The following is a 19,533-nucleotide window of genomic DNA, read 5'->3' as shown; positions in this document are numbered from 1 at the left end:
CCCCCGCCTCCCCCACCCACTCCCACCGAGCCCCCTACCGACTGCCGAAGGGACCGCTCATGGACACCGTGTTCCGCAACGTGCGCGTCATCGACGGGTCCGGCGGGCCCTCCTACCGGGCCGACGTCGGCCTGGCCGGAGGGCGGATCGCCGAGATCCGGCGCCCGGGCGAGGGCCCCCGTCCCAGCGCCCCCCGCGTCGTCGACGCGACGGGCCTCGCCCTCTCCCCCGGCTTCATCGACATGCACGCCCACAGCGACCTGGCCCTCCTCCGCGACCCCGCCCACGAGGCGAAGGCCGCGCAGGGGGTGACCTTGGAGGTCGTCGGCCAGGACGGGCTGTCGTACGCGCCCGTCGACGACCGTACGCTCGCCGGGGTCCGCGCCCAGATCACCGGCTGGAACGGCGACGGTTCGGACGTCGACTTCTCCTGGCGTTCGGTCGGCGAGTACCTGGACCGCCTCGACCACGGCTTCGCCGGCGACGGCTTGGGCGAGGGCATCGCCGTCAACGCCGCCTACCTCGTCCCGCAGGGGACCGTGCGCGCGCTCGCCGTCGGCTGGGAGGACCGGCCCGCCACGGCCACCGAGCTCGGCCGCATGAAACGGCTCGTCGCCGAGGGGCTGGAGCAGGGCGCGGTCGGGCTGTCGTCCGGGCTGACGTACACGCCCGGCATGTACGCGGGCGACGCAGAGCTGACGGAGCTCTGCCGCGTCGTCGCCTCGTACGGCGGCTACTACTGCCCGCACCACCGCTCGTACGGCGCGGGCGCCCTCGCCGCGTACGAGGAGATGATCGCCCTCAGCCGGGCCGCCGGCTGCGCCCTTCACCTGGCCCACGCCACCATGAACTTCGGGGTGAACGAGGGCCGCGCCCCGGAGCTGCTGGCCCTGCTCGACTCCGCACTCGCCGCGGGCGCGGACATCTCACTCGACACCTACCCCTACACCCCCGGCTGCACCACGCTCGCGGCGATGCTGCCGAGCTGGGCGGGCGAGGGCGGCCCGGAAGCGGTGCTGAGGCGCCTTCGCGACGACGCGGCGGCCGAGCGCATCCGGTACGCGATGGAGGTGGAGGGCGCGGACGGCTGCCACGGGGTGCCCATCGACTGGGACGCGATCGAGATCTCCGGCGTATCCGACCCGGCCCTCGCCGCGGCGCACGTCGGAAGGACGGTGGCGGGCGCGGCCCGCGAGCGCGGCGAGGAGCCGTGGGCGACCGCGCGCCGGCTGCTGATCGCGGACCGGCTCGGGCCGACGATCCTGCAGCACGTGGGCCACGAGGAGAACGTCCGCACGATCATGCGGCACCGCGTGCACACCGGCGGCAGCGACGGCATCCTGCACGGCGCCAAGCCGCATCCGCGCGCGTACGGCACGTTTCCGCACTACCTGGGCCGGTACGCGCGGGAGCTCGGCGTGCTCTCTCTGGAGGAGTGCGTGGCGCATCTCACGTCGCGCCCCGCGGCGCGTCTGAGGCTGCCCGACCGGGGTCTCGTGCGCGTCGGGCAGCGCGCCGATCTCGTTCTCTTCGATCCGGAGACGGTGGCCGCCGGTGCCACTTTCGAAGCCCCTCGGACCCTTCCGACCGGCATTCCTTATGTCCTGATTGCGGGACGCTTTGTGATGGAAGACGGACGGCGGACGGACGTCCTGGCCGGCCGGGCCGTCCGGCGCACCGCGGCGGCGTGATCGGCCTCTTCGCGGCGGCGGCGGGGGACCCGGAAACGGCGCGCACGCCGCCCGGAGCCCCCGTATGGTGGCCGTCATGCAGGTGATCCAGTCAACGAAGCTCGCCAACGTCTGCTACGAAATCCGTGGCCCGGTGCTCGAGGAGGCCATGCGGCTGGAGGCGGCAGGTCACCGCATCCTCAAGCTGAACACCGGCAACCCCGCGATCTTCGGGTTCGAGTGCCCGCCGGAGATCCTCGAGGACATGCTGCGCAACGTGGGCGACGCCCACGGCTACGGCGACGCCAAGGGCCTGCTCTCGGCCCGCCGCGCGGTGGTGCAGCACTACGAGACCAAGGGCATCGACCTGTCCGTCGAGGACGTCTACCTCGGCAACGGCGTCTCGGAGCTGATCCAGATGTCGATGCAGGCCCTGCTCGACGACGGCGACGAGGTCCTCGTACCGGCCCCGGACTACCCGCTGTGGACGGCCTCGGTCTCCCTGGCCGGCGGCACCGCCGTGCACTACCGCTGCGACGAGCAGTCGGACTGGATGCCGGACCTGGCGGACATCGAGCGCAAGATCACCGACCGCACCAAGGCCCTCGTCATCATCAACCCGAACAACCCCACGGGTGCGGTCTACGACGACGAGATGCTGCGCGGCCTCACCGAGATCGCCCGCCGGCACAACCTGATCGTCTGCTCGGACGAGATCTACGACAAGATCCTCTACGACGGCGTCACCCACACCCCCACCGCGGCCATCGCCCCGGACCTGCTGACGCTCACCTTCAACGGCCTGTCCAAGGCCTACCGGGTGGCCGGCTACCGCAGCGGCTGGATGGCGGTCTGCGGCCCCAAGGCCCACGCCGAGAGCTACATCGAGGGCCTGACGATCCTGGCGAACATGCGCCTGTGCGCCAACATGCCCGCCCAGCACGCGGTGGCCACGGCCCTCGGCGGCCGGCAGACGATCAACGACCTGGTGCTGCCCGGCGGCCGGCTCCTGGAGCAGCGCGACGTCGCGCACGAGCTGCTGACGCAGATCCCGGGCGTGACGTGCGTGAAGCCGAAGGGCGCGCTGTACGCCTTCCCGCGGCTGGACCCCAAGGTCTACAAGATCAAGGACGACCGGCAGATGGTGCTGGACCTGCTCCGCGCCGAGAAGATCATGGTCGTGCACGGCACGGGCTTCAACTGGCCGGAGCCGGACCACTTCCGCCTGGTCACGCTGCCGAACTCCAAGGACCTGGCGGACGCGGTGACGCGGATCGGGAACTTTCTGGACGGTTACGGGCAGCCGTAACGGCAGAGCCGCCTGAAGCCCGTCGGCGGCGGCGACCCCTTCTACACACGAGACAACTTTAGACAGAATCTAAGTTAGGATGGCCTTCTGAGGTATTTCCAGGAGGCCATCCATGTACGAGCCAATCCGGACGCAATCGGTCCATTCCCTGGCCGCCCAGCGCTGGAGCAAGCGCAGCCTGCACCGCTCCCGCGAGGAGGAGCTGGACATCCGGCTCACGGGGCACCTCACGGCGCTGCTGACCGTGACCGACGAGCTCCGCGCCCTCGCCCCGTCCAGGTCACTGGACGACGCCGCGGACCGGCTGGCCGCCCTCGTCACCACCCTGCGCGGCGCCACTCCCCTCCGCGCGACCCCGTCCACCGGCCACGCCACCCCGGCCCGCATCATGGCCCTGCACCAACGCGCCCACCAGCTCTCCGGCCAGGCCCTGGTCGTCGCCTCGGCGGCGAAGGACACCGCCGGCGAGGCACTCACGGCAGAGCGTTTGCAAGCGCATGCGGAGGCCCTGGGCATCGCCGACTGATCGGAGCCGGGGCGCCTCACGAGCGCCGCCGGCAGCGGGACCCGCCCCGGAACCCCCGAGGCGGGCGTCGCGTCGTCAGCCCAGGCGCTGTACCAGCGCCCGGTACTCGTCCCACAGTTCCTTCGGGGTGTGGTCACCGAAGGTGTTCAGGTGCTCGGGGATCAGCGCGGCCTCCTCGCGCCAGACCTCCTCGTCGACCGTCAGCAGCAGGTCGAGGTCCTCGTCGGAGATCCGCAGGCCCTCGGTGTCGAGCGCCTCGCGGGTCGGCAGGACGCCGATGGGGGTCTCGACGCCCTCGGCGCGGCCGTCGAGGCGGTCGACGATCCACTTCAGGACGCGGCTGTTGTCACCGAAGCCCGGCCACACGAACCGGCCGTCCGCGTCCTTGCGGAACCAGTTGACGTAGTAGATCTTCGGGAGCTTGGACTGGTCCCCCTTGGAGATTGCAGCCTTGCCGACGTTGACCCAGTGGCCCATGTAGTCGCCCATGTTGTAGCCGCAGAAGGGCAGCATGGCGAAGGGGTCGCGGCGCAGCTCGCCGACCTTGCCCTCGGCGGCGGCGGTCTTCTCGGAGGCGACGTTGGCGCCGAGGAAGACACCGTGCTGCCAGTCGAAGGACTCGGTCACCAGCGGGACGGCGGAGGCACGGCGGCCGCCGAAGAGGATCGCGGAGATCGGCACGCCCTTGGGGTCCTCCCACTCGGGCGCGATGATCGGGCACTGCGAGGCGGGGACGGTGAAGCGGGCGTTGGGGTGGGCGGCCGGGGTGGACGAGGCCGGGGTCCAGTCGTTGCCCTTCCAGTCCGTCAGGTGGGCGGGCTGCTCCTCGGTCATGCCCTCCCACCACACGTCGCCGTCGTCGGTGAGGGCGACGTTGGTGAAGACGGAGTTGCCCCACAGGGTCTTCATGGCGTTGGCGTTGGTGTGCTCGCCGGTGCCGGGGGCGACGCCGAAGAAGCCGGCCTCGGGGTTGATGGCGTAGAGGCGGCCGTCCTCGCCGAAGCGCATCCAGGCGATGTCGTCACCGATGGTCTCGACGGTCCAGCCGGAGACCGTGGGCTCCAGCATGGCGAGGTTGGTCTTGCCGCAGGCGGACGGGAAGGCCGCGGCGACGTACTTGGACTCGCCCTGGGGCGGGGTGAGCTTGAGGATGAGCATGTGCTCGGCGAGCCAGCCCTCGTCGCGCGCCATGACGGACGCGATGCGCAGGGCGTAGCACTTCTTGCCCAGCAGGGCGTTGCCGCCGTAGCCGGAGCCGTAGGACCAGATCTCGCGGTCCTCGGGGAAGTGCGAGATGTACTTGGTGGTGTTGCACGGCCACGGGACGTCGGCCTCGCCCTCGGCGAGCGGTGCGCCGAGGGTGTGGACGGCCTTGACGAAGAAGCCGTCGGTGCCGAGCTCGTCGAGGACGGCCTGGCCCATCCGGGTCATGGTGCGCATGGAGACGGCGACGTAGGCCGAGTCGGTGATCTCGACGCCGATCGCGGACAGCGGGGAGCCGACCGGGCCCATGCAGAAGGGCACGACGTACATGGTGCGGCCGCGCATGGAGCCGCGGAAGATGCCCTGCTCACCGGTGAAGATCTCCCGCATCTCGGCGGGGGCCTTCCAGTGGTTGGTCGGGCCGGCGTCCTCCTCCTTCTCGGAGCAGATGAACGTGCGGTCCTCGACGCGCGCCACGTCGCCGGGGTCGGAGGCGGCGTAGTACGAGTTGGGGCGCTTGACCGGGTCGAGCTTCTTGAAGGTGCCCTTGCGGACGAGCTCCCCGCACAGGCGCTCGTACTCCGCCTCGGAACCGTCGCACCAGACCACGCGGTCCGGCTGGGTGAGGGCGGCGATCTCGTCGACCCAGGAGATCAGCTCCTGGTGCTGGGTGGGGGTGGTGGGAGCCGCATCACTGCGCGCCACGATCGCTCCGTCCCGCCGGAATCCACACTGGCCGGCGTAGATGTTGAGGGTTGACGGACTCGCCCGCTTCGCCCGCGAAGTCCGCTTCTGAAGTCCGCTTCTATGGATGGATGCCCCTTGGGGGCTGCGACCCAGACGCTTCGTGACTGCTCATCCGGTGCCGCCCGCACTCATTTGATCATCCGACTCCGCTGACATTCTGTCCAGGGGGCGCCCCCGTGACCATCGCCACGCGGTACTGATCCGTAACTTACGGTGGCGTAGGTAGCATGTCGGCCATGACTCCCGCGCCCGACGCAGCGCCTTCCGCGCTCCCCGTGCCCGCCGGCGCCGCGGCCGCAGCAGCCCTCCCCGCCGGGGCCGCACCCTCCGCCGCCGCCCTGTCCGCCGACCCGCCGGTCCCCGTGAAGCCGCGCCTGCGCGGCTGGCTGCACGCGGGCATGTTCCCCGCCGTGCTGATCGCCGGCGTCTTCCTGACCGCCCTCGCCGACAGCACGCGCGGCCGGATCGCGTGCGCCGTCTACGTCCTGACCGCGGGGTCGCTGTTCGGCATCAGCGCCCTCTACCACCGGGGCGACTGGAGCCCCCGCGCCAATGCCGTCCTACGCCGCCTCGACCACGCGAACATCTTTCTGATCATCGCCGGTACGTACACCCCGCTGACGATGCTGCTGGTCCCCGGCGGCCGCGGAGAAGTGCTGCTGTGGGCCGTCTGGGCCGCCGCCGCGGCAGGCATAGCCTTCCGCGTCTTCTGGGTCGGCGCCCCGCGCTGGCTCTACACCCCCTGCTACATCGCCATGGGCTGGGCCGCGGTCTTCTTCCTTCCGGACTTCCTGCGCAAGGGCGGCATCGCCGTCCTCGTCCTGGTGATCGTCGGCGGGCTGCTCTACAGCGCCGGCGGCGTGATCTACGGAATCAAGCGGCCGAACCCCTCGCCGCGCTGGTTCGGCTTCCACGAGGTCTTCCACTCGCTCACGCTGGCGGCGTTCGTCGTCCACTACGTCGGCATCTCCCTGGTGGCCTACACCCACGCCTGAGCCCGCCACCCCTCCCCCCTCCCCGCCTTCACAGGACGGCCGCGACCGCAGAGGTCGCGGCCGTTTTGTCATGCCCGAGCCGCCCTCTACCAACCCTCCGATTGACAGCGTCAATCTTTTGAGAGTTACTGTCATTTGACTCCAACTCTCTCTCGGAGGTGTGTCATGAGCACCCGTCCCGACCCCCGCCGGTGGTGGGCCCTCGGCGCCCTCGTCGCCTGCATGCTCGTCCTCGGCTTCGACGGCACGATCCTGAACGTGGCCCTGCCGGAGATGGCGGCCCAGCTGGGCGCCGACAGCGCCGAACAGACCTGGATCGCCGACTCCTACCTGGTCGTCTTCGCCGCCCTGATGCTCCCCGCGGGCCTGCTCGGCGACCGCTTCGGCCGCCGCCGGATGCTCCTGGCCGGCCTCGGGATCTTCCTCGCCGGATCGCTCTTCGGCGCGTTCGTCACCAGCCCCGGGCTCGTCGTCGCCGCCCGCGTGGTCCTGGGCGCGGGCGGCGCGCTGATCATGCCGCTCGCCCTGTCCGTGCTGCCGTCACTCTTCCCCGCCGAGGAGCGCTCCCGCGCACTGGGCGCCGTCTCGGCCGCCTCCGCGCTCGGCATGCCGCTCGGCCCGATCGTCGGCGGCTGGCTGCTGGACCACTTCTGGTGGGGGTCGGTCTTCCTCGTCAACGTCCCGCTCGTGGCCCTCGGCATCGCCGCCTGCCTCTTCCTGCTCCCCGAGACCAGGGACCCCGCCTCCCCGAAGGTGGACCTCCGGTCCACCGCCCTGACCGTCACCGGCCTCGCCGCGTTCATCACCGGCGTCAACGAGGGCCCGGCGCGCGGCTGGTCCTCACCCCTCGTGCTCGGCGCACTCGCCGCGGCCGTCCTCCTGCTCACCGCCCTGGTGCTGCGCGAGCGCCGCTCGGCCCGGCCCGTGCTGGACGTGTCCCTGCTGCGCAACCGGGCGTTCCGCTGGAACACCCTGGCCGCGGCCCTGGTGACCTTCGTCCTGACCGGTCTGCTGTTCGTCGTCCCCCAGCACCTGCAGACCGTCCAGGGCCAGGACGCCTTCGGCACCGGGCTGCGGATGCTGCCGATGATGGGCGGGCTGCTGGTGGCCTCGCGCGCCGCCGGGCCCCTCGCCAAACGCTTCGGCTCGCGCGTCGTCATCCCCGGCGCCCTGCTCCTGCTCGCCGCCGCCGCGCTGACCGGCAGCCGTACGGACGTCGGCGACGGCTACGGCTTCACCGCCCTGTGGCTGACGCTCGCCGGCTTCGGGTTCGGCTTCGGGATCCTCCCGGCCATGGACGGCGCGCTCGGCGCACTGCCCCGGGACCGGGCGGGCAGCGGCTCCGGACTGCTGATGACGCTACGTCAGGTCGCGGGGGCCGTCGGCGTCGCGGTGCTCGGCAGCCTCATCGCCGGCTCGTTCGCCGACCGCCTCGACACCGGCGGCCTGCCCCCCGCCGCGGCGAGCGCCGCGGGCGACTCCGTGGTGGCCGCGCACCAGGTGGCCGCGCGGCTCGGGGACACGGCACTCGCCCGGTCGGCGGACGCCGCCTTCGTCCACGGCATGGACCTCGCCCTGCTCGCCTGCGGCATCGCGGCCATCGCCGCCGCGGCCCTCACCGCCGCCTTCCTGCCCGGCAGGCCGGCCGGGGCGGCGCGGCCCGCGGAGGTCCGGGAAGTGGTTCCACGGAAGGCCGATGCCTGAGAATGCAGGCATGGCCTCCGCAGAAACACCTTCCGCCGCACAGGCCGGGCCCCGGCTCGGACTGCGCGAGCGGAAGAAGATCCAGACCCGTCAGGCGATCCGCCGCGCCGCCTACCGGCTCTTCGAGCAGCAGGGCTACGACGCGACGCCGGTCGACCGGATCGCGGAAGCCGCCGACGTCTCCCCCAGCACCGTCTTCCGGTACTTCCCCACCAAGGAGGACATCGTCCTCACGGACGAGTACGACCCGGTGCTGGAGGCCGCGATCCGGGCCCGCCCGGCGGCGGAGACCCCGGTCGAGGCCATCCGGCAGGGCGTCCTCGCCTCGATGCAGCGCATCCTCGACCACGACGTGACCGAGCTCCGCCAGCGCACCCGGCTCATGCGCGAGGTGCCCGCCCTGCGCGCCCGGGCCGCCGAGGGCATGACGGAGTCGGCGCGCATGCTCTGCACCGTCCTGGCCGAGCGCACCGGGCGCCCGGCCGACGACATCGAGCTGCGCATCGTCGTCAGTGCGGTCTTCGCCGCGATGAACGAGGCCCTCATGTGCTGGGTCGAGCAGGGGCAGACGGGTGACCTGATCGCGCTCATCGGCCGGACGCTGGACGTCCTGGCGCGGGGCCTGACGCTCTGACGCACGCGCGCTGATGCCCGCGTGCCGACGCCCTTGTGTGCTGCTGACGCCCCGCCTGCCCGGCCGGGCTCAGCGCAGGCTCTCCGCCAGCACCTCCGGATCCGTCGTCGGCGCGTCACAGGTGAACCCGCGGCACACGTACGCCACCGCACGCCCGTCGGCCAGCGGCCGGTGCGCGAGCAGCGGCACCTCGACCGCGGCCGGCTCGGACGCCGGCGGGGGCCCGCCCACCGCGACGGCCAGGCCGGGGGCCGTCGCCAGCAGGGCGGTGCGGTGCAGCACCGCGGTGGCCGGGTCGTCGGGCAGGCCCACGACGGCGACTTCGCGGGGCCCGTCGAGCAGGGCCTCGGCCACCGCCAGGCCCCAGCTGATGAAGCGCGGCGCCCGCGGGCCCAGCGCCCGGACGACGCCGAGCGCCCGCTCGGCCGCCTCGCGGTGGGTGGTGCTGCCGGTGTACGCGGCGTACGTCAGCAGCGCTCCGCAGGCGGCGGTCCAGCCCGACGGGGCGGCGTTGTCCATCGGGTCCTGCGGGCGGCGGATGAGCGCCTCGGCGTCGTCGGCGGTGTCGAAGAGCGTGCCGTCCGCGCCGGTGAAGCGGGTGAGGACCGTGTCCAGGAGCAGGCCCGCGAAGTCCACCCAGACGCCCTCGCCGGTGACGGCACTCAGCGCGAGGAAGCCCTCGGCGACGTCGCCGTAGTCCTCCAGGACGCCCCCGTGGGCGCCGGCCGTGCCGTCCAGGGAGGTGCGGAAGAGCCGGGCGTGCCAGTCCATGTGCGTACGGACCAGCAGGTCGGCTGCATCGGTGGCGGCCTGGACGAGGTCCGGCCGGTCGAAGTAGGCGCCCGTCTCGGCCAGCGCGGCGATGGCGAGCCCGTTCCAGGCGGCCACGATCTTGTCGTCGCGGCCGGGCCGGGGCCGCTGCTCGCGCGCCGCGAGGAGCCTGCGGCGCACGGAGTCGAGCTTGCCCGCGTCCAGGAGCTGCTCGGAGTCGGGCAGCTGAAGGACGGAGGCGCCCTCCTCGAAGGTGCCTTCCTCCGTGACACCGAAGTGTGACGCCGCGAGCAGGGCGTCCTCCTCGCCGAGCACGTCGCGCAGCTGCTGCGGCGTCCACACGTAGTAGGCGCCCTCGGCGTGCCGCCCGGTTCCGTCGTCGCTGTCCGCGTCCAGGGCCGAGGCGAAGCCGCCCTGGTCGGTGCGCATCTCGCGGACCAGGAAATCGGCGGTCTCCAGGGCGACGCGGCGGGCGAGCTCCGAGCCGGTGGCGCGCCACAGGTGCGCGTAGACGCGGCAGAGCAGGGCGTTGTCGTAGAGCATCTTCTCGAAGTGCGGGACCACCCACTCCGCGTCGACCGAGTAGCGGGCGAAACCGCCGCCCAGCTGGTCGTAGATGCCGCCCCGGGCCATCGCCTCGCAGGTGGCCTGCACCATCTCCAGGGCGCCCGCGGAGCCCGTACGGGCGTGGTGGCGCAGCAGGAACTCCAGCGTCATGGACGGCGGGAACTTCGGCGCCCCGCCGAACCCGCCGCGCACGGCGTCGAAGTCACGGGTGAGCGCCAGCAGGGCTGCGTGCACGTCCTCGGCGGACGGCGGCTGCGGCGGGGCGCCCTTCTCCGCCGCGACGCCCAGGGCGAGCGTGCGCTCGGACAGCTCCCGCACGATGCGGCCGGCGACCTGGCCGACCTCCTCGCGGCGGTCGCGCCACGCGGCGTGCACGCCCTCCAGGACCTGCTGGAAGCCGGGCATGCCGTGGCGGGGGGCGGGCGGGAAGTAGGTGCCGAAGTAGAACGGCTCGGCCTCGGGCGTGAGGAAGACCGTCATCGGCCAGCCGCCCTGGCCCGTGGCGGCCTGGACGGCCTCCATGTACACCGCGTCGATGTCCGGCCGCTCCTCGCGGTCGACCTTGACGGAGACGAAGTGCTCGTTGAGGAGGGCCGCGGTGGCGTCGTCCTCGAAGGACTCGTGCGCCATCACGTGACACCAGTGGCAGCTCGAATAGCCGACGCTCAGCAGCACCGGCACGTTCCGGCGCCGGGCCTCGGCGAAGGCCTCGGCCGACCACGGCCACCAGTCGACCGGGTTGTCGGCATGCTGGAGGAGATAGGGGGACGTCTCGTGCGCCAGTCGATTGGGCATACGCCCATCCTTGCGCACGGGGTTCCCTCCGGGGCGACGGCGACCCCGTGTCCACCCCGACCCGGCACCGCCGGAACCCGCCGACATGCCTGATCACCACCGCGGCGGACAAACCCCTCCGCCACAACGGCGAGCCGCCCGACGACGGCCACCGGCGGTGCCAGGCCCACCCCGGCAGACCCCGCACACCGACAGCCGACACCAGTCCGGCACCACCGGAACCCGCCGACGCGGCTGATCACCACCGCGGCCAACAAACCCTCCGCCGCAACGGCGAAACGCCCGACACGGCGGCCACCGGCGGTGCCAGGCCCTACCCGGCAGACCCCGCACACCGACAGCCGACGCCAGTCCGGCACCGCCGGAACCCGCCGACATGGCTGATCACCGCTGCGGCGGACAAACTCTTCCGCCGCAACGGCGAGCCGCCCGACGGCGGCCACCGGCGGTGCCCGGCCTACCCCGGCAGATCCCGCACACCGACAGCCGAACCCACCGGGGCCCTGGACCGGCCGGGCGGACACCACCCACCGGCGACGCCGGCCCGGCACCGCCGGAAAGCATCTACGCGGCTGATCACCACTGCGGCGGCAAAGCTCCCCCGCCGCAACGGCGAAACGCCCGACGGCGGCCACCGTCGGTGCCGGGACCCCGCGGCCACGGGAAGGGCAGGCCCGCCGAAAGGCGGGGGCGGTACCGGCCCCCGCCGGAGGCGAACCGCGTCAGCCCCGCCGGGCCTCGCCGGAGGCGACCGGCGCGGCGGAGGGCTCGGGCTCTTCCGTGAAGTCCACCCGCTTCATGTGCTTGTTCATGCTCTTCATCAGGAACCACACCGCCACGCCGATGACGGCGAAGACGATGAAGCCGAGGACACCGGGGGTGACCTTGTTCTTGTCGAGTTCTTCGGCGAGCGGCACCAGCTGGGTGGCGGCGAGGGAGCTCATCATGGGGTCAATTGTTGCGGATGCCCGCGAAGAGGTCGTCCTCGGGGAGGGACGTGCCGACGAGAGACTTCGCCAGCTCGTACTCCTCCGTGGGCCAGACCTCGCGCTGGAGGTCCAGCGGCACGCGGAACCAGCCGCCGTCCGGGTCGATCTGCGTGGCGTGCGCGATCAGCGCCTTGTCGCGGATCTCGAAGAAGTCGCCGCACGGCACGAAGGTGGTCAGCGTGCGCTCGCGGCCCATGGTGTGCCAGCGCTCCAGCCACTCCCCGTAGGGCGATTCCATGCCGCGCTCCAGCAGGGCGTCGTGCAGCGCCTGCGTGCGCTGGCGGTTGAAGCCCTGGTTGTAGTAGAGCTTCTGCGGCTGCCAGGGCTCGCCGGCCTCGGGGTAGCGGGCGGGGTCGCCCGCGGCCTCGAAGGCCACCATCGTGATCTTGTGGGTCATGATGTGGTCGGGGTGCGGGTAGCCGCCGTTCTCGTCGTACGTGGTGACGACGTGCGGACGGAACTCGCGGATGAGCTTCACCAGTCGCCCGGCCGCCTCGTCCACGTCCTGGAGCGCGAAGCAGCCCTCGGGCAGCGGCGGCAGCGGGTCACCCTCCGGCAGGCCGGAGTCGACGAAGCCCAGCCACTCCTGCTTGACGCCGAGGATGTCGCGCGCTTCGGCCATCTCCTTGGCGCGGACCTCGTGGATGTGCTCCTCGATGTACGGGTCGCCCTGGAGCTTGGGGTTGAGGATGGAGCCGCGCTCGCCGCCCGTGCAGGTGGCCACCAGCACGTCCACCCCCTCGGACACGTACTTGGCCATCGTGGCCGCGCCCTTGCTCGACTCGTCGTCGGGGTGGGCGTGCACGGCCATCAGTCGCAGCTGCTCAGTCAAGACTTCGTCCTCGGTCACTGGTCATGGCCCGTCTTATCGGTGTGTCGGGGCGCCTCCTATAGTGACCGAAGCAGGAGGCGTTTCATTCCTGTTCTCCCGACCAGCACCGACCCGGAGGAAAGATCATGGCTGCGGCGCGCGACGGCCTGCCCGACGGTCGCTACGGCCGCTCGGCGGACGCGCGCACGGACCGCAAGCTCAAGATCATCGGCGCCGCGCTCGGTGCCGGGCTGCTCGGCGTCATCGCCTGGTCCGGTGTGGACTACATCACCCGGTCCGACGTGACCGGGCAGCTCCTCCGCTCGAAACCCGTGTCGGACGACACGGTGGAGGCGGTCATCGAGGTCCGCAAGGACAAGGACCGCACCGCGGTGTGCACCCTGCGCTCCCTGGGCGCCGACGGAGCCGAAGTCGGTCGCAAGGACGTCACGCTGGACCGCCGCGAGGACCACTTCGCCGAGCTGGTCACCCTGCGCACCACGGCGCACGCGGCCGCCACCGAGCTCGAGGGCTGCCGCACCGCCTCCGGCCGCTGAGCCACCCGGCGCTGACCTGCACCGACGCAACGCTTGCGTTATTTCTCCCGTTTACTCCTTCCCCCTTTCCGGACGGAATTGTTAGGCTCGTGGTTTCGCCCCGCTTTGAAGGTGCACCCTTCTGAGTAGGGCGTTCATTTGTTATCGCGATGTATCCCCCAAGCATTCCCCAGTACCGACGAGGAGCACCTGTGACCCAGACCAGCGACAACGTCACCTGGCTGACTCAGGAGGCGTACGACCAGCTCAAGGCCGAGCTGGAGTACCTGTCTGGTCCCGCTCGCACCGAGATCGCCGGCAAGATCGCGGCGGCCCGCGAGGAGGGTGACCTGCGAGAGAACGGCGGGTACCACGCGGCCAAGGAGGAGCAGGGCAAGCAGGAGCTCCGTGTGCGCCAGCTCACCCAGCTGCTGGAGAGCGCGAAGGTCGGCGAGGCCCCGGCGGCCACCGGCGTCGTCGCGCCCGGCATGGTCGTGACCATCGCCTTCGACGGCGACCCGGACGACACCCTGGAGTTCCTCCTCGCCTCCCGCGAGTACGCCAGCTCGGACATCGAGACGTACTCGCCGCAGTCCCCGCTGGGCTCCGGCGTCAACGGCAAGAAGATCGGCGAGGACGCCCAGTACGAGCTGCCGAACGGCAAGAAGGCCATGGTGCGCATCCTGGAGGCCAAGCCGTACACCGGCTGAGGCCGACCGTAGGCCCGTACGCGGCCTAGGCGTACGAAAGGGCCCTCTCTTCCCCGGCCGGGGAAGAGAGGGCCCTTTCGCTGTCCGCCTCGCCGCGTCCGGCCGGCCTCGCCGCGTCCCCTCGCCGCCCGCCCTCAGACCGTCGCCGACCGGAACTTCCGCACCGACAGCGTCCGGAACAGCGCGATGATGAGCACCGACCAGATCAGCGACGCCCACACCGGGTGCTGCATCGGCCAGGCGTCCGGCACCGGATAGCCCTCCGGCAGGTTGCCGAAGAGCTGCCGCGCCGCCTGCACCGTGGCGCTGAAGGGGTTCCACTCGGCGATGACGCGCAGCACGGTGGGCATATTGTCGGCGGGCACGAAGGCGTTGGAGATGAAGGTGAGCGGGAAGAGCCAGATCAGCCCGCCCGAGGTGGCCGCCTCCGGGGTGCGCACCGTCAGCCCGATCAGCGCGCCGATCCAGGAGAAGGCGTAGCCGAGCAGGAGCAGCAGCGCGAAGCCCGCCACGGCCTTGGGGATGCCCTCGTACGTCCGCCAGCCGACGATCACCGCGACGATCGCCAGCACCACCAGCGTGAGCGCGGTCTGGACGAGGTCGGCGAGGGTGCGGCCGGTGAGGACGGCCCCACGGGCCATGGGCAGGGACCGGAAGCGGTCGATGAGCCCCTTGTGCATGTCGTCGGCGATGCCCGCTCCGGCGCCCGCCGTGGCGAAGGTGACGGTCTGGGCGAAGATGCCCGCCATCAGGAACCGGCGGTAGGTGTCCGGGTCCGTGCTGCCGCCGACGGCGATGGAGCCGCCGAAGACGTAGCTGAACAGCACCACGAACATGATCGGCTGGATCAGCCCGAAGATGACCACTTCGGGGATGCGCGCCATGCGGATCAGATTGCGCTTGGCGACGACCAGGGAGTCGCGCACGGAGCGGCCGATGCCGCCGTGCACCCGCAGGGCCGCCTCCCTGGAGGCGGCGCTTCCGACGACGCTCATGGCCTGACCTCCTGCTGCGCTCCGGCGGAACCGGGGGGCCCGGCCGCTCCGGCGGCCCCGCCGTCGCCGTTGCCGGCCTCGCCGCTGCCCGCCTCGCCGGTCTCCGCGGTGTCCGTCTCCGCGGCGTGGCCGGTGAGCGAGATGAAGACGTCGTCCAGCGTCGGGCGGCGCAGGGCGATGTCGTCTATGTCGATCCCGCGGGCGTCGAGCTCTCTGATGACCTCGGCGAGCAGCTTCGCGCCGCCGGAGACCGGCACGGTGACCTTGCGGGTGTGCTTCTCGACCGAGGACGCGCCCTTGCCGAAGCCGCGCAGGACCTCGTCGGCGGTGGCGATGTGCCCGGGGCTGCGCACGACGACTTCGACGCGCTCGCCGCCGGTACGGGCCTTGAGCTGGTCGGAAGTGCCGCGTGCGATGACCTTGCCGTGGTCGACCACGCAGATGTCGTGCGCGAGGTGGTCGGCCTCCTCCAGGTACTGGGTGGTGAGCAGGAGGGTGGTGCCGCCGGCCACGAGTTCCTGGATGACCTCCCACAGGCCCTGCCGGTTGCGCGGGTCCAGGCCGGTGGTGGGCTCGTCCATGAACATCACGGGCGGGCTGACGACGAGGGCCGCGGCGAGGTCGAGGCGGCGGCGCATGCCTCCCGAGTAGGTCTTGGCGATGCGGTCCGCGGCCTCCGCGAGGTCGAAGCGCTCCAGCAGCTCCCCCGCGCGCACCTTCGCGTCGCGGGCGCTCATCTGGTAGAGCTGGCCGACCATGCGCAAGTTCTCACGGCCCGTCAGATATTCGTCGACGGCGGCGAACTGGCCGGACAGCCCGATGGCGCGGCGGACCGCGTCGGGCTTCTTCAGGACGTCGATGCCGGCCACGAAGGCCGAACCGCGGTCGGGCTTGAGCAGAGTGGTCAGGACGCGTACGGCGGTGGTCTTGCCGGCGCCGTTGGGGCCGAGCAGCCCCAGAACGGTTCCTTCCGGCACATCGAGATCGACCCCGTCCAGAGCCCTGACGTCGCCGAAGGTCTTCACCAGGCCTTCGGCATAGATGGCGCCTGGCATGGAAGTACTCCCCGCTTGGTGACGTACTGCCCGATTTTACGTTCGGTGCAGCCGTTGCGCCCTGTGAATGCCGTACCCCGCTTGTCGTAGGCGGCCTCCCGGAGCGACGTTCAGCATTTGCGGCCTTCGCGGCGGCCGGGCGGCGTTCGCGGCGGTGGGGCTGCCTTCGCGGCGATCAGGCCGTCACCCGGTACCCCGCCGCCCGCAGGGCTTCCCGCACCGCGGCGCAGTGCCCCGGCCCCTTGGTCTCCAGGTGCAGCTCCACCTCCGCCTCGGTCAGGCCGAGCCGCGGGTCGGTACGGACGTGGCCGACGTCCAGGATGTTCGCGTCGGCCGCGGAGAGCACCTCCAGGAGGGCCGCGAGCGCCCCGGGCCGGTCGGTCAGCCGCAGGCGCAGGCTCAGGTAGCGGCCGGCCGCCGCCATGCCGTGCCGCAGGACGCGCTGCAGCAGCAGCGGGTCGACGTTGCCGCCCGACAACACGGCGACGAGCGGTCCCTCGAACGAGTCGGGTTCCGCGAGCAGGGCCGCCACCGGCGCCGCCCCGGCCGGCTCCACGACCATCTTGGCCCGCTCCAGGCAGAGCAGCAGCGCTCCGGCGAGCGCGTCCTCGGAGACCGTCCGTACCTCGTCGACCAGCTCCCGGACCAGGGCGAAGGGCACCGCGCCGGGGCGGCCCACCAGGATGCCGTCGGCCATCGTCACGGGCTCCGTGACCGTCACGGGGCGCCCGGCGGCCAGCGACGGCGGGTACGCGGCGGCGCCGGCCGCCTGCACGCCCACGATCCGCGCGTCCGGCCGCAGCGCCTTGACCGCCACCGCGATGCCCGCCGCGAGCCCGCCGCCGCCCATGGCCACCACGATCGTGCGCACCTCCGGGCACTGCTCCAGGATCTCCAGGCCCACCGTGCCCTGACCTGCGACGACGTCCGGGTGGTCGAAGGGGTGGACGAGGACGGCACCGGTCCGGCGCGCGTACTGCCGGGCAGCGCTCAGCGCCTCGTCCAGGCCCTGCCCGTGCAGCCGCACACCGGCGCCGTACGAGCGGGTCGCGGCGATCTTCGGCAGGGGCGCGCTCACCGGCATGAACACCGTGGCGCGCACCCCCAGGAGCGCGGCCGCCAGGGCCACGCCCTGCGCATGGTTGCCCGCGCTGGCGGCCACGACCCCCGCCGCGCGCTCCTCCCGCGGCAGCCCCGCGATCCGGGTGTACGCGCCGCGGACCTTGAAGGAGCCGGTCCGCTGGAGGTTCTCGCACTTGAGGTGGACGGGCGCGCCGATCAGGCCGGAGAGGTGGCGGCTGCCCTCCAGGGGCGTGGTGCGGACGACCCCCGAGAGGATCCGCCGGGCGCCGAGGACGTCGTCGAGGGTGACCGCGCGAGGGGCCTCCGCCGGTGGACGGACTCCGTCCGGCACATCCGGTACGTCCCTGTCCGCCGCATCCGTTCCGTCCGCTGCGCGTGCGGCCATAAGGCCAGTCTTGCAGCTCGTTTGCGTAACGACCGTCGCAACGGACGCATATCGCCCGGACGATTCCGGATCGCATGGCAGTGCATATCGATGCATACCGAGCGGATTGATCGGTACCGGTGGAGCGGATTGCCCGGCACCGGCCCAGGCACCCTCCGGGCCGCGTACTCTGTCCCCCAATCTTCCCTGCCCGACGCACGAAGTGAGCCCCAGGCCATGCCCACCCCTTCGGACATGACGACCGACCTCGCCCCAGGTGTCCTCGACGCGCTCCAGCACCAGGTGGCCGTCTTCGCACGCCGCGCCGAACAGACGCGGCTCGGCGGCGTGGGCCAGGTCCGCAACTCAATGGACCGCGCCGCTTATCTGCTGCTCAACCGCCTCGACCAGGAAGGTCCGATGGGCGTGAAGGCGCTCGCCGCCGGCATGGGCATCGACTCCTCGACCGTCACCCGCCAGGTGGCGCCGCTGGTCGACACCGGCCTGGTCAAGCGCACCTCGCACCCCGAGGACGGCCGTGCCGTCGTCCTCCAGCTCTCCCCGCGCGGCAAGGCCCGCCTGGAGGAGGTCCGGGCCTCGCGGCGCGCCCTGATGGCGCTGGTGACGGACGGCTGGAGCGAGGACGAGCGGGACGCGTTCTGCACGCTGCTCACCCGCTTCAACTCAGCCCTCTCCGAGGTCCACAACGCACTGCCGCCGGTGACGCCGACGGCCTGACCGTCGGGGACGACCGGAGAAACAGCTGCGCCGGGCGGGCCGGAAGATCCGGCCCGCCCGGCGCAGAACAGCGGTTGCGGGGCCGGGGACTAGCCCAGCGCCTGCTTGATGTCGGCGAGCAGGTCGTCGACGGACTCGATGCCCACCGACAGGCGCACCAGGTCCGCGGGGACCTCCAGCTGCGAGCCGGCGGTCGACGCGTGCGTCATCAGGCCCGGGTGCTCGATCAGCGACTCCACGCCGCCGAGGGACTCGCCGAGGGTGAACACCTCGGTGCGGTTGCAGATCTCCACGGCCGCTTCCTGGCCGCCCTCGACACGGAAGGACACCATGCCGCCGAAGGCCTTCATCTGCTTGGCGGCGACCTCGTGCAGCGGGTGCTCGGGCAGGCCCGGGTAGTAGACCTGGGTGACCTTGGGGTGGGAGACGAGCAGCTCGGCCACGCGCTCGGCGTTGGCGCTGTGCCGGTCCATGCGCACGGCCAGGGTCTTGATGCCGCGCAGCGTCAGCCAGGAGTCGAAGGGGCCGGCGACGGCGCCCATCGCGTTCTGGTGGTAGGCGAGCTCCTCGGCCAGGGCCGCGTCGGCGGTGACCAGCGCACCGCCGACGACGTCGGAGTGACCGCCCATGTACTTGGTGGTGGAGTGCACGACGACGTCCGCGCCGAGCGCCAGCGGCTGCTGCAGGTAGGGGCTGGCGAAGGTGTTGTCGATGACCAGGCGGACGCCGGCCGAGTGCGCGACCTCGGCGAGGGCGGCGATGTCGCTGATGCCCAGCAGCGGGTTCGACGGGGTCTCGACCCAGATGACCTTGGTCGTGGGCCGCAGGGCGGCGCGCACGGCGGCCGGGTCGGAGGTGTCGGCTACCGACCACTCCACGCCCCAGCGGCTGATCACCTTGGCGAAGAGGCGGAACGTACCGCCGTAGGCGTCGTTCGGGATGACGACGTGGTCACCGGGCGCCAGGAGCGTACGCAGCAGGGTGTCCTCGGCGGCCAGGCCCGAGGCGAAAGCGAGGCCGCGGACACCGCCCTCCAGCGCCGCCAGGTTCTCCTCCAGAGCGGTACGGGTGGGATTGGCGCTGCGGCTGTACTCGTAACCGCCGCGCAGGCCGCCGACGCCGTCCTGCTTGTACGTGGACACCTGGTAGATCGGCGGCACGACAGCCCCGGTCAGCGGGTCCGGCTCCTGCCCGGCGTGAATGGCGAGGGTCTCGAATGCATGCTGATCGCTCATTTTCCCGAGCCTAGTACTCCGCACACCCGAACACCCGTGTTCACTTGTAACCGGAGCATGAACGATCCGCGGACCCCGCGCGTTGTTCCTCACACA

At 71.9% G+C, this 19,533-nt stretch carries 17 protein-coding genes; 9 read left to right on the top strand and 8 right to left on the bottom strand.

The genetic code is table 11. The features are described from left to right. Nucleotides 1–59: 59 nt before the first annotated feature. The 3 genes from FGW37_RS20580 (at nucleotide 60) to FGW37_RS20570 (ending at nucleotide 3,505) form a co-directional block, all read left to right on the top strand. Entirely contained in the window at nucleotides 60–1,691 is a 1,632-nt protein-coding gene (locus FGW37_RS20580; RefSeq protein ID WP_179082400.1) for an N-acyl-D-amino-acid deacylase family protein, read from the top strand. A 76-nt stretch (nucleotides 1,692–1,767) separates the two neighbouring features. Beyond that, nucleotides 1,768–2,979, top strand: coding sequence for a pyridoxal phosphate-dependent aminotransferase (locus tag FGW37_RS20575; RefSeq protein WP_179082399.1), 1,212 nt, complete (start codon nucleotides 1,768–1,770; stop codon nucleotides 2,977–2,979). A 112-nt stretch (nucleotides 2,980–3,091) separates the two neighbouring features. Further along, nucleotides 3,092–3,505, top strand: a complete 414-nt coding sequence (locus FGW37_RS20570) for an SCO4983 family protein (protein WP_179082398.1) — start codon at nucleotides 3,092–3,094, stop codon at nucleotides 3,503–3,505. Nucleotides 3,506–3,580: 75 nt separating this feature from the next. On the opposite strand, the gene FGW37_RS20565 is transcribed toward FGW37_RS20570, so the two are convergent. Next, entirely contained in the window at nucleotides 3,581–5,413 is a 1,833-nt protein-coding gene (locus FGW37_RS20565; RefSeq protein WP_179082397.1) for a phosphoenolpyruvate carboxykinase (GTP), read from the bottom strand. Between the two features lie 278 nt (nucleotides 5,414–5,691). On the opposite strand from FGW37_RS20565, the gene trhA reads away from it, so the two are divergent. The 3 genes from trhA (at nucleotide 5,692) to FGW37_RS20550 (ending at nucleotide 8,788) form a co-directional block, all read left to right on the top strand. After that, complete coding sequence (gene trhA, locus FGW37_RS20560) at nucleotides 5,692–6,450, top strand: PAQR family membrane homeostasis protein TrhA (RefSeq protein ID WP_179082396.1); 759 nt, start codon at nucleotides 5,692–5,694, stop codon at nucleotides 6,448–6,450. A gap of 165 nt (nucleotides 6,451–6,615) precedes the next feature. Next, nucleotides 6,616–8,154, top strand: coding sequence for an MFS transporter (locus FGW37_RS20555; RefSeq protein ID WP_179082395.1), 1,539 nt, complete (start codon nucleotides 6,616–6,618; stop codon nucleotides 8,152–8,154). Nucleotides 8,155–8,164: 10 nt separating this feature from the next. After that, nucleotides 8,165–8,788, top strand: coding sequence for a TetR/AcrR family transcriptional regulator (locus FGW37_RS20550; RefSeq protein WP_179082394.1), 624 nt, complete (start codon nucleotides 8,165–8,167; stop codon nucleotides 8,786–8,788). Between the two features lie 69 nt (nucleotides 8,789–8,857). Here FGW37_RS20550 and FGW37_RS20545 read toward each other — a convergent pair whose 3' ends face one another. The 3 genes from FGW37_RS20545 to mca form a co-directional block, all read right to left on the bottom strand. Next, on the bottom strand, nucleotides 8,858–10,921 hold the full coding sequence (locus FGW37_RS20545; protein WP_179082393.1) for a thioredoxin domain-containing protein: 2,064 nt from the start codon (nucleotides 10,919–10,921) through the stop codon (nucleotides 8,858–8,860). A gap of 722 nt (nucleotides 10,922–11,643) precedes the next feature. Beyond that, nucleotides 11,644–11,868, bottom strand: a complete 225-nt coding sequence (locus FGW37_RS20540) for a hypothetical protein (protein ID WP_179082392.1) — start codon at nucleotides 11,866–11,868, stop codon at nucleotides 11,644–11,646. Nucleotides 11,869–11,872: 4 nt separating this feature from the next. Beyond that, the gene (gene mca, locus FGW37_RS20535) at nucleotides 11,873–12,742 is read right to left on the bottom strand and encodes a mycothiol conjugate amidase Mca (RefSeq protein WP_179082391.1); all 870 of its coding nucleotides are present in this window, start codon (nucleotides 12,740–12,742) and stop codon (nucleotides 11,873–11,875) included. A gap of 125 nt (nucleotides 12,743–12,867) precedes the next feature. On the opposite strand from mca, the gene FGW37_RS20530 reads away from it, so the two are divergent. Beyond that, on the top strand, nucleotides 12,868–13,278 hold the full coding sequence (locus FGW37_RS20530) for a DUF4307 domain-containing protein (protein WP_179082390.1): 411 nt from the start codon (nucleotides 12,868–12,870) through the stop codon (nucleotides 13,276–13,278). Between the two features lie 191 nt (nucleotides 13,279–13,469). Continuing rightward, a complete protein-coding gene (gene greA / locus FGW37_RS20525) occupies nucleotides 13,470–13,967 on the top strand; it encodes a transcription elongation factor GreA (protein WP_179082389.1) in 498 nt (165 codons plus the stop codon). A 134-nt stretch (nucleotides 13,968–14,101) separates the two neighbouring features. On the opposite strand, the gene FGW37_RS20520 is transcribed toward greA, so the two are convergent. The 3 genes from FGW37_RS20520 to ilvA form a co-directional block, all read right to left on the bottom strand. After that, nucleotides 14,102–14,962 carry an ABC transporter permease gene (locus FGW37_RS20520; RefSeq protein ID WP_179082388.1) on the bottom strand — a complete coding sequence of 287 codons (861 nt, stop codon included), beginning with the start codon at nucleotides 14,960–14,962 and terminating at the stop codon, nucleotides 14,102–14,104. Next, nucleotides 14,959–16,017, bottom strand: coding sequence for an ATP-binding cassette domain-containing protein (locus FGW37_RS20515; RefSeq protein WP_179082387.1), 1,059 nt, complete (start codon nucleotides 16,015–16,017; stop codon nucleotides 14,959–14,961). Before FGW37_RS20515 ends, FGW37_RS20520 begins: the two co-directional genes overlap by 4 nt. 175 nt (nucleotides 16,018–16,192) lie before the next feature. Continuing rightward, complete coding sequence (gene ilvA / locus FGW37_RS20510; protein ID WP_179082386.1) at nucleotides 16,193–17,485, bottom strand: threonine ammonia-lyase; 1,293 nt, start codon at nucleotides 17,483–17,485, stop codon at nucleotides 16,193–16,195. Nucleotides 17,486–17,701: 216 nt separating this feature from the next. Between ilvA and FGW37_RS20505 the strand changes: the two genes are divergently transcribed. Further along, entirely contained in the window at nucleotides 17,702–18,202 is a 501-nt protein-coding gene (locus FGW37_RS20505) for a MarR family winged helix-turn-helix transcriptional regulator (protein ID WP_179082385.1), read from the top strand. Between the two features lie 89 nt (nucleotides 18,203–18,291). On the opposite strand, the gene FGW37_RS20500 is transcribed toward FGW37_RS20505, so the two are convergent. Next, nucleotides 18,292–19,437 (bottom strand): cystathionine gamma-synthase, encoded by a 1,146-nt coding sequence (locus FGW37_RS20500; protein WP_179082384.1) that lies wholly within the window; start codon nucleotides 19,435–19,437, stop codon nucleotides 18,292–18,294. Nucleotides 19,438–19,533: the final 96 nt, after the last annotated feature.

The sequence above is a fragment of the Streptomyces rectiverticillatus genome (genome assembly GCF_013394065.1).
GTDB classification, from domain to species: Bacteria; Actinomycetota; Actinomycetes; order Streptomycetales; family Streptomycetaceae; genus Streptomyces; species Streptomyces rectiverticillatus.
The sequence above is the reverse complement of the archived record's forward strand: the minus strand, read 5'-3'. Positions and strand labels throughout refer to the sequence as shown.